The organism is Emticicia sp. TH156, from assembly GCF_002855535.1.
In the GTDB taxonomy this organism is placed as follows: Bacteria; Bacteroidota; Bacteroidia; order Cytophagales; family Spirosomataceae; genus Emticicia; species Emticicia fluvialis.
Window position 1 is genome coordinate 158,042 of the sequence record NZ_PKRS01000004.1, and the last position, 10,852, is coordinate 168,893.

Consider the following 10,852-nt stretch of genomic DNA (forward strand, 5'->3'; position numbering starts at 1 on the left):
GTCGTTTTGAGGGACTTTTGATTTTTAATTGTGCGGACATTCTATTTAAGTTGCCCGCACTTTTTTGTGTTCATTCTAAGGCACTTCAAGCCCCAAAATTAACACGGGGTACATTCTGGAGTATTCTTTTTATGGCTACACTCCTACGCCGGGCTACTTTTATTTCGTAGCCATTAGTAAGGTATATTCTCACATCTTTATGGTGCGCCCTGTACTGACCAATGTACAGTTTGTTGACCAGATATGATTTACTTACACGTAGAAAATCTTTCAAACGCTCGTCAGCTTCATGGTGTTTCAGCGTAGACGTCGATAAAATTTTTTTGCCGTCTACCATATAAAATTCGGTGTAATTAATATCCGCCTTCAGATATACAATATCCTGCGAATAGCTTTTAAAATCCTTCAGCATGTTTTACGGTCTTTTGGGTTCTTTTAAGTATTTTTAAAGTCACCGCATGCCAGTTTCAGCAAAAGAAAAAGGTTTAAAATATGGCCTTAACCACCCCGTTTCATTACTTCAAATTTCCAGCGTTTTCTTCCCTTTAGAAATACCATTTTTACAGTATTTTTAATGACTCATCTACTGTCCGGACAGTAGATGTGCGGCAGATTCTTCTCATGCCAGGCAAACCGTAAACAAATTTTTTATTAATACGCATAGTGCATTAAAATCAGGGCATTTAAGCTACCAATGCCTGCAAAAAGGAAATTGGGCATCCGGTAGGGATTCAGTTTCAAAGGGGGGTTATCTATTCAAATCCAATCATCTTGAATTGGTGCTAATTTGAAGATTATGACTGTATTTATCATACATCTACTAGTGGTTATGATTAGAAAGGTTTCTGCCAAACAAAATGCCCTGCCCGTTATAGTTTTTAATTTACTATACCAGACAGGGCTGCTTGTCTTAACTTTTATTTTTTATTGGCTATGAGGTTTCTAAGTATAAAAAACCTGACTTTCTAAGCAAATAATTGACTTAGCTCGCAAACAAGGCCAATTACAGTTATTGAGCGTTTTTTATTGCTTTGGCTGCCTTTTGGGTAGTTGCTTTAATGGCCTCTACCTCGCTTTGCTTATAAACAGAGCCATCAGGCCTGAAAATATCATGGAACCACAAGGCAGGTTCGCCACCCTGCGGCATTGGCTCGTCCCACGCGTAAATGGTGTTTGATTTACCCATTACCAGCCCCCAGTTAATAGCGCCAACTTTGTATTTTTCAAATACAGGCAGGCAGGTTTCAAAAGTGCTTTTGTGTTTGCGGGCCATGTATTCGGTACAAATAACCGGCCTTTTGTATTTGGCCTGCAATTCTTTTATCTGATCTTCCAGGTTTTTCGGGTCTTTGTAGTTATGAAAAGTTATGATGTCTGAATTACCCAACATAAAATCGTTGCTCATGGGGTGGTCTGTCCACCAGCCTGCCGTTATGGGCTGCGATGGCTTAGCGGCTCTTGCCCATTCGAACGATTTACGCAACAACGGCATAACGGCGTCATTATAACCTGAGTTACTGGGTTCGTTGAACATATCCCAAACTATTACGCGTTTATCATTAGCAAAAGTACCAATAATACCTTTGGTGTAGGCCTCAAGGCTACCCCAGGTTCTTGAATCAAACAGCATTTTTGTGCCGGGTATTCTTACCCAGCCAGAGTTATGCTTGCCCACCACAGGTTCCATTTGTTTGCCTGCTTTGGGGTTATCGTTCCAGCAGGAGTCAAACAAAACAAACATAATTTTGATGTGGTGCTTGTCTGCAATGGCTAAAAACTGATTGATGCGGCTGATAAACCCTTCTTTATCGGTTTCATAAGGAATATTGTGCAAAAAAACGCGCATGATATTCATACCCAGGCCTTCGGCCCAGCCCAATTCTTTGTCTATAGTGGCGGGGTCAAAAGTATCGGCCTGCCACATTTCCAGTTCATTAATAGCAGTGGCCGGAATATAATTGGCACCTACAAAAAGGGGCTGTTTGCTGTACCAGGCATTGGCTTTTTCAACCGACCACCGCTGGGCGGAAGCCATAAAAGAGATAAAAAATAATAGCGGTAATAAGCCTTTTTTCATACAATAGTTAATTTATGGAAGAATAGATTGTTTACAGATTATAACCGTTGGGCTTTCATTTCTTTAACGGCGTAGTCTACCGCGCGGGCAGTAAGCGCCATATAGGTAAGCGACGGGTTCTGAGTAGACGTTGACGGCATACAGGCGCCATCAGTAACAAACACATTTTTGCAGTTATGCATCTGGTTCCACTTGTTCAGCATAGATGTCTTCGGGTCTTTGCCCATGCGCACGCCGCCCATTTCGTGGTTTTCGCTGCCGGGGTTACGTTTGGTGTCATGCACCTGAATATTACTGAAGCCGGCCTTGCTGTACATTTCAGAATACTGTTCCCAGAAATCTTTCAGCATCTTTTCGTCATTGTTGTCATATTCAACAGATACATGCAGCTGCGGAATCCCGTACTTGTCTTTCAGGTCTTTATCCAGCCAGACACGGCTGGCTTCTTTAGGTATGGTTTCGCCCATCATGTGCGAGTTTACCTGCCATAGCCCCCATTGAGGCTTCATCAGGCTGTTTTTTAAGTCTTCTCCTACCCCGCTGGTATCCGGCGCATACCCTCTTGAAGTGCTGAAACCCGCTGCATAACCGCGTATGAAGTCGGTTTCCTGCTTATATACGTTTCTAAAACGTAGTACATAGCTGCTGTTGGGGCGCTTGCCGTCGGTGGTTGAATCAAGCAGGCCGTCATATTCGGCTGTGATACGGCCTCTGAAACTATGAAACGCCATGTATTTACCCAACAGGCCGTTGTCATTACCCAGCCCGTTCGGGAACCGGTCTGATACCGAGTTGAGCAATATCAGGTTTGAATTAACTGTTGAGGCATTTACAAAAATAATTTTTGCGTAGTATTCAATCATTTCGCGCGTGTTGGCGTCAATGATTCTTACCCCGGTGGCTTTCTGCTTTTTGTTATCGTAGATAATTGAGTGTACAACCGAATGCGGGCGAAGTGTGAGTTTACCCGTACGCATTGCCCAGGGAATAGTAGCAGACACACTGCTGAAATAGCCACCATAAGGGCAGCCGCGCTCACATATTACGCGGTTCTGGCATTGCGCTCTACCCTGCTGGTAATGTATGGCTTTGGGCTGGGTAAGATGCGCCGCACGACCAATGATAACGTACCGGTCTTTATAATGCTTTGCCATTTGCTGTTTAAAGTGTTTTTCAACACAGCTCATTTCGTGCGGTGTCAGAAACTCCCCGTCGGGCAGTGTGGGTACGCCGTCACGATTACCGGTTATACCGGCAAATTTTTCAACCTTACTATACCAGGGTGCAATGTCGGCATATCTGATGGGCCAGTCTACGGCGTAACCGTCACGGGCAGGGCCTTCAAAATCAAAGTCGCTCCAGCGCTGGGTTTGCCTTGCCCATAATAAAGAGCGCCCTCCTACCTGGTAGGCGCGCATCCAATCGAAGGGTTGGTCCTGAATATACTCCTGCTCTTTGTCTTTTACCAGAAAATGCAGGGTGCTTTCACCAAAAATATAATGTCTGCTAGGTATTTTGTATTCTTCCTTTATATGATTGGGCACCTGACCCAGATGCTCAAACTCCCAGGGATTTTTAAGTGTAGTGGGATAATCTTTGATGTGCTCAATATTACGCCCGCGCTCAAGTACCAGTGTTTTCAGACCTTTCTCGGTAAGGTCTTTGGCGGCCCAGCCGCCACTCATACCAGAGCCAATCACAATGGCATCAAATGTGCGTTCTTTTATACTGTCAATTATCAGATTAGACATCCGGAATTTTCGGTTAGGGTGATATGAAAGTACAGGCGTGCTTTAAACGCCAAATACTTTGTAAATATTCTAAAATTCCGGTAAAAGGTCAATACTTTTTCTTGAAAAGATTCAATTCCTTTCCAGGCGTTTTAAAACCTGTTTGCCAATGGCTGTACCCTGCTGCTGGCCTCGCTCAATGGCATCCATAAAATGTATGCCTCCGTAAAAACGCGAGATGGCAGCCTCGCTGGCAGCATCATTGAATGATTTAAAAGCGCGCGGCGGAAGCCCGAAACGAACCTCAACGGTGTCGGTGTAGCTGAAATTGTCGCCAAAATAACTGGTAAGTATAACCGCCGAAGCCGACGAAATGGTTGAATGCCCGCTGAGGTACTCAGGGAATGGCGGCGTCTGCAACATGGGTTTCCACTTAGGGTCTATGTGCCTGCGGATAGCCGTTTCAGGGCGCACACGGTTGCTGCGGTATTTTTCTCCCCAGCAGCCAATGAATCCATCCATCAGGCCAATGGCCACGGCCGTGTGTATCTGTAAGGTTTTTGCGAGGCTCAGTTTTTTTTGCTGGCACACAATACCCGTAATGCCCATCCAGTGTGCACCGGGCGATATCTTCTTCATGCCCACCATCAGGTGGCCGTTGTCTTGCAGGGCAAAGGGGTTGCAATCCCAGAAGGCGGCCATTTCTCTGTGCTCGGGCGTTAGTTTTTCGTCATACAAATTGCGCATGAGTTTGAAAAACTCAGAGTTTTTGTCGGTCGAAAACGACACCGGAGGCGCAGGGTTAAACTGATTGGCGGAGTCTAAGGTGAATGATCTTACAGTATGAAAATAAGGCTCAACCGGCGGAAAATACGCAGGGGGGGTGGGTATCCAGGTGCTGTCTTTACCACCGGGCGTGTACCTTTGATAATTACTTATTTTATTATACTGGTCTGCTTTAGCGTAGGCCAAAATCTGCTTGCTGATGTCTTGTGCATAAGCCACTGAGTTTTCTAGTACTTCGGCAGAGAAGCCCAATGTGCTGCATGAGTCTAGCCATTTTTGCTTGTAGTCGGCCATTAGCTTGCCCGAGGGCTGCATCTTTGCCGACACCTCCATCATGGCCACAATGGCTGCCACATCTGCCGAAAAAGCGCCATCTACTTTTGGTTTATTGATCTCGGGGTAGTTATTCAGTTTGCCCTTCATTGATGGCAGGGAGTCGTTGTTCTGTGCCATTACTTCGTATCCGGCCAGGCAGGCATAAGAAAAAAAACGGCTTGCCAAGGGTGGGTTAGACACATCATGTATCATGATGTCGGTCATACGGGTAATAACATTGCTCACTTCTTTGTTATCAAGCCGGGGTAGCTTTTCTTTTTCGTTTTTACAACCCAGCATGATAGAGGCACAGGCCAGTAGGATTACTATTACTCTCATAATTGAGTGAATGAGTGATTGAGTGAATGAGTGATTATGTTAGCTGAAAGGCTGCTATTTACTGCCGGTTTGTGAAACTTTGTAACATTAGGATACTCTGTGGCCATATTAGTTAGCCACCAAGTACACAATGACTCACCATTTTTCACAATTTTGAAATAACGATTACATAATAGGCAAATCATTGCATTCAGATATGGTTTTTTTAATGCACTGTCTGTTTTTCATTATTTACCAATTCGATACGCTTTGATGCCTTTCTGATTAATACCAAACAACAACTGATTGTTGACAACTGTAATGCTACGTACATCGCCTTTCAGGTTCAGGCCTGAGGTAGTTTGAGGCAATGCCACGAACTGTCCGTCTCCGTTCCCTTTTAAGACCAAGCCCAGATTCGCATCATATTTACCGAATCTCAAACGGCCACGGTTAATGTTTCCGGCCAGTACCAGGTCTTTTTTACCGTCGGCGTCTGCATCAACTGCTGCCAGCGCAAAAACTGGTGCAAACTGTGCTTCAACCGGCAGTTCTTTTGGCTGAAACCTGCCTTGTTTGCTGCCCATAAACAAGGTTGTTTTCAGGGTGTTTATTTCCAGTTTTCCGGCGTTTTCTAACTCCTCTTTTGTGAAAATATCTGCCATAGTGGCATCGGCGTAGCTGGCATAATCTGGGAAACGCGTACGCATGATACTTATCTGGTCAAGCAGTTCGTCGCGGGTTACGTAAGGATAACTTTTACCCTGGATATAAAAACAAAGAATAGGGTCAAGCGAACCGTTATCGTCAAAATCTTTATAAAACAACTCTGCGGGTTCTTTTTCGGTGGCTTTTAGCTGCGAGTTAGTACCCAAATTACCCACCAGTAAATCAGTGGCGCCATCGCCGTTCACATCTTCCAGCAGTAGTTTATTCCAAAGCCCTGCATAATTTTTGTCGAAATAAGTGCTGGTGGCATTAACCAATTTGCCGCCTTCAGGGCTAAAAACCTGAATCGGCATCCAGTCGCCCACAATAATTAATTCAGGTTTTTTGTCATTATTCAGGTCATGCCAGGCCGCATCGGTTACCATGCCTATATGCTTCAGCTCAGGGGCAATTTTATCGGTCTGGTCAACAAATTTGGGTGATGCCCCGCTACCCTGATTAATTAATATAAAGCTCTGTGGTGTTTGGGGATATAAACCCGGAATCACCCGCCCGCCTACAAATAAATCTGGTTTGCCGTCCTGATTAATATCTGCCACACGTACACAACCTTTGCTTGCCTGCATAGCCGGAAGCGCCGCGGCGGCCTTTGTAAAGTTACCTTTGCCGTCGTTCAGGTAGAGTCTGTCCTGCAAAAGTGGTGAGTCAGGCATCAGATTGCCATACCCACCCGATGCCACATATAAATCGGGGTAGGTGTCGCCGTTGGCATCAAAAAATACCGCGTCGGCATCTTCGTTCTGCTTATCGGCATCCAGTGCCGATTGCTTTTTGGCACTGAAAGTACCACCTTTGTTTTGGGTGTACAATACACCTGCCTGCCCGGTGCCACCACCTACAAATATATCCTCCAGCCCGTCGCCGTTTACGTCAGCTTTAGCCATGCAGGGCCCTGCAAATGACAGCGGGTTTACCAGTAAAGTTTGTCTCTTGAAGTCGTTAATGGTATTGGTAGCCAGTGTTAACGAAATACCAGCATTGGTTTCCTTTAATAAAGGTGCCACTAAAGGCGTTGAGGTAAGGCCGGGTCTGGCATCTTTTTCGTTCAGTTCAATCATTTTATCGGCGGCCACCCGGGTAAGCATTTGCTGCTTGCCGCTGAGCCAAACCACTTTCAGCGAGTCGGCATTGGTAAAGCTGCCTAAACCAAAATGTAAGACCGGAGAAACACTTGATTGATATCCGCGTGTGGGCATTTGTTCAAGAAACTGAACCTTTCCATTTTTATAGAGTGTCAGTTTGGCGCCCAGTCCGTTTTTATTAAGCCCGTCGCCATTCAGTTTTACTTTCAGGTAATGATGCCCGGTTTGTTTTTCAGCGTCGTTTCGGTACACAAACGCCGGTACATTAATATTGTTTACAACCAGGTCGAGGTCGCCATCATTATCAAGGTCGGCATAAGCTGCGCCATTGCTATTGGCATTCTGGCTAAGCCCCCAGTTTTTAACTACATTTTTAAACTGAAGGTTCTGCCCGTTTTTATAGATATAATTGGTAAGATTGGAAGACGGCATTTTCATGACCATATCGAGCACGTTTTGCCGCTGGATATCTGCCTGATTGTTCTGCACGTAATCGCTCATATATTTCAGGAAATCCATATTGGTGTAGTCGCGCAGGTAACCGTTGGTAATGAACAGGTCTTTCCAGCCGTCGTTATCATAATCGGCAAAGAGTGCGCTCCAGCTCCAGTCGGTATTCGAGATACCTGCCAACTGGCCGATTTCAGAAAACTGAGGCGTTTGAATGGCCGAACCACTATGATGCACCCCCTGGTTTAGCTGCAACATATTGCGCATATACTGATGCCCAAAGCCCACTTTGAGGTTGAAATCAAATTTCTCGTAGTTATCGGGTGCCATCAGCAATTTTTGCCGGCGGTTGTCTTCCGGCAGCATATCTAAGGTAAAAATATCTGTAAGGGCATCGTTATTGATATCGGCGGCATCGCTACCCATTGAAAAGTGCGAAAAATGGCCAATACCCTGCTCTATCTGATTTATAAACCCACCTTTTTTATTATTAAGGTAGAGAAAGTCCGGAATGGTGTAGTCATTAGATACGTATATATCCTGCCAGCCGTCATTATTGTAATCGGCAATGGCAATTCCCAGGCCGTAAGACAGGGCCGAGCTAAGCAGACCTGCCTGTTTGGTAATATCTTTAAAAACGGGTTCGCCGTTTTTTCCTTTATCGTGTCTGAAAAAACGCATTCCGTTAGAAGCGTCATCAGTTTTTAGAATATCTGCAGTGGTGGATTCGTCAAGTACTGGTAATGATTTAGGGTTGTGGTTCAGCAGAAACATGTCCAGGTCGCCGTCTTTGTCGTAATCAAAAAAGGCAGCCTGCGTGCTAGTGGCCGGGCTGTCAAGGCCGTATTCATGTGCTTTTTCGGCAAATACAGGCACCCCGGCAGCATTTTTACCCTGGTTAATAAACAACTGATTGGTGCGTTTTTCTGGCAGTAAATTGCCCGAATAACACACGTAAATATCAAGAAGACCGTCGCCGTTTACATCTGCCATAGTGGTGCCGGTTTTCCAGGGGCCTTCACGGCCTGCTACTCCTGCGGCTGTGGTTATGTCTTCAAAAACCATATTGCCTTTGTTTAAATAAAGGCGGTTTTGCTGCATATTACTTGTAAAATAAATATCATCCAGCCCATCGTTGTTCACATCGCCTACGGCCACGCCACCGCCATTATAGAAGTATTCATACATTAAAACGTTGGTATTAAGCCCTTCATTAATTACGTTCTGAAAATCTATGTGGGTTTTTTCAGGCTCCAGCAGGGTAAACAATTGTGGTTCGTCTGAGGCTTCGTCGGGTAGTGTGCCGCCAGCCTGGTCTTTTTTGCTGCAGGCTTGTAATAGTAATAATAAGGTTAGCGAAACTAGGGTCTGGAATTTCATTGGTAAGTGATTAGGCTTCAAAACAAAAATTTGGGTAGCTGTGCGCTTCTTGAAAAACGCGCAACTACCCAATTTATAAAGAGGTTAATTAATACCCCGGATTCTGAACCAGATTTTTGTTACGGTTCATTTCGTCGCGGTGGATAGGAAGGAAATACATCTTATCCAACCATGTACGGTTTTCTTTACCAGGGTCAAGCTCATTTACAATGTATTCGTAGTTGTAGTTATCACGGTCATACTTATACAATGAAACGGTTTTACCTGGTTTAAGCGTACCTAAAATGGTAATGATGTTTGCTTTTCTGCCTAAGGTAGAAGGGGCAATCATCCAACGACGGGCATCAAAATAACGGTGTTCTTCAAAAGCCAACTCAATGCGGCGTTCGTTGCGATAACGTTGACGAAGCGCATCGCCCGACTCAGTAATGGCAGGCATACCTGAACGGAAACGGATTTTGTTTAACCAGGTGCGTGCTTCTGCATCTTCGCCCAATTCAATACAAGCCTCAACATAGTTTAATACGGCTTCGGTGAAGCGCAAGTGAGGCCAAGGTACTTGCTGCCATGTGTTCTGGTCAACAATTGCCGGGCTAGGGTCAATAAATTTACGCATATAGTAGCCAGTGTAGCTACCGTTCCAGTCTTCAACGGTACTCTTACGGGTATCTAAACCAAAGTATGCGGTTTTGGTACCTGAGCCATTGCCTAATTCGTACTGACCAGTTTGAATCTGATTAGCAGGGTCTTTAGAGGCAACGTCAGCCGTACGTGGTTTCCAGGGCGCTCCGTCATAAAGAATAGAAGCATAGAAACGTGGGTCACGGTTTACGTAAGGATTGCTTTTCTGGTCAGGATTGCTCCAGCTGAACTTCGTTCCATCCATCATTTCATAGTCATCAACAAAGTGTTGAATAGGTGCATTACCAGCCCAGTTGTGATATCCGTTAGGACCGTTGAACAGACCCTGACGACCACCGTCTTCCTGCTTGGCATTGATAAAGTAACGGCCGAAAAGCATTTCTTTTTCGCCGCCGTTTCTTGAAAGCGATATGTTCATGTAGTTCTGCGTACCTTCTGCTGCACTTACAGGTGCAGAAAGGTTAAGCGCATAACCATAACCAGACAAGTCTAATACTGCTTTGGCAGCAGCTTTAGCTTTTGTCCAGCGCTCAGTGCGGCTACCAGAAGATACAGCAAGCACTTCAGGTTTACTAAAAGCACCCATTACCAATGATTTGGCTTTAGCTGTGTTTACATCATACAGGTCGCTGGCAGCATACGTAAGGATACGTGCTTTAAGCGCCAGAGCAGCAGCCTGAGAAGCGCGGCCAGACGCCATTGATCTACCCGCAAGTAAAGTAGCTGCCTCGTCGCAATCTTTTGTAATAAAGTCAATACACTCCTGCATGGTATTACGCGGAGCAAGGTAATCTGCTTCACCTAGCGCATAAGGGCGGTTAACCAAAGGTACACCACCATAAACACGCACTAACTGATGGTAAAAATAAGCACGCATAAAAAGCGCCTCGCCTTTCAGGCGGTCGGCAATTTTGCTGGTGTTATCAAACTTAGGGCTTGCAAGGTTGGCAAGGGCCAGGTTACAGGCTCTGATACGCACATACAGGTTACCCCAGCTAAAGCTACGGTTGTTACCGGTAGCGCTGGTACCTTGTCCCCAACCGATATCAGCAGGGTTTGAACGGGCTTCGGTAATAGTTGTGATACCACGGCCAGGGTGAGTAAATGAGGTTTCATCAGTTAATGATGCCTGCATTTCTTCACTAAAACCACCCATTTGCAAACCACCGTAAATTTCGGTTACGAATGCCTCTGCCAAAGCGGCGTCAGTCCAAACGGCTGTTTCAGACACCTGGTCCAGCGGACTGGTGTTCACAAAATCATCATTACAACTTGCTACAACTAAACCAGCTATAACAGTTGAAGCGAATATTTTCTTAAATTTATTCATTGCTGTTCGATTT

6 protein-coding genes are annotated in these 10,852 nt (G+C 45.2%); all 6 read right to left on the reverse strand.

The genetic code is table 11. The features are described from left to right. Positions 1 to 85: 85 nt before the first annotated feature. Complete coding sequence (locus C0V77_RS09275; RefSeq protein WP_101726081.1) at positions 86 to 412, reverse strand: LytTR family DNA-binding domain-containing protein; 327 nt, start codon at positions 410 to 412, stop codon at positions 86 to 88. Positions 413 to 1,009: 597 nt separating this feature from the next. Then, complete coding sequence (locus C0V77_RS09280) at positions 1,010 to 2,077, reverse strand: glycoside hydrolase family 2 TIM barrel-domain containing protein (protein ID WP_101726082.1); 1,068 nt, start codon at positions 2,075 to 2,077, stop codon at positions 1,010 to 1,012. Positions 2,078 to 2,115: 38 nt separating this feature from the next. After that, a complete protein-coding gene (locus tag C0V77_RS09285) occupies positions 2,116 to 3,828 on the reverse strand; it encodes a GMC oxidoreductase (protein ID WP_101726083.1) in 1,713 nt (570 codons plus the stop codon). A 111-nt stretch (positions 3,829 to 3,939) separates the two neighbouring features. Further along, complete coding sequence (locus tag C0V77_RS09290) at positions 3,940 to 5,247, reverse strand: vanadium-dependent haloperoxidase (RefSeq protein ID WP_229236244.1); 1,308 nt, start codon at positions 5,245 to 5,247, stop codon at positions 3,940 to 3,942. A 227-nt stretch (positions 5,248 to 5,474) separates the two neighbouring features. Then, a complete protein-coding gene (locus C0V77_RS09295; RefSeq protein WP_101726085.1) occupies positions 5,475 to 8,867 on the reverse strand; it encodes a VCBS repeat-containing protein in 3,393 nt (1,130 codons plus the stop codon). Positions 8,868 to 8,955: 88 nt separating this feature from the next. After that, positions 8,956 to 10,839, reverse strand: coding sequence for a RagB/SusD family nutrient uptake outer membrane protein (locus tag C0V77_RS09300; RefSeq protein WP_101726086.1), 1,884 nt, complete (start codon positions 10,837 to 10,839; stop codon positions 8,956 to 8,958). Between the last annotated feature and the right edge of the window lie 13 nt (positions 10,840 to 10,852).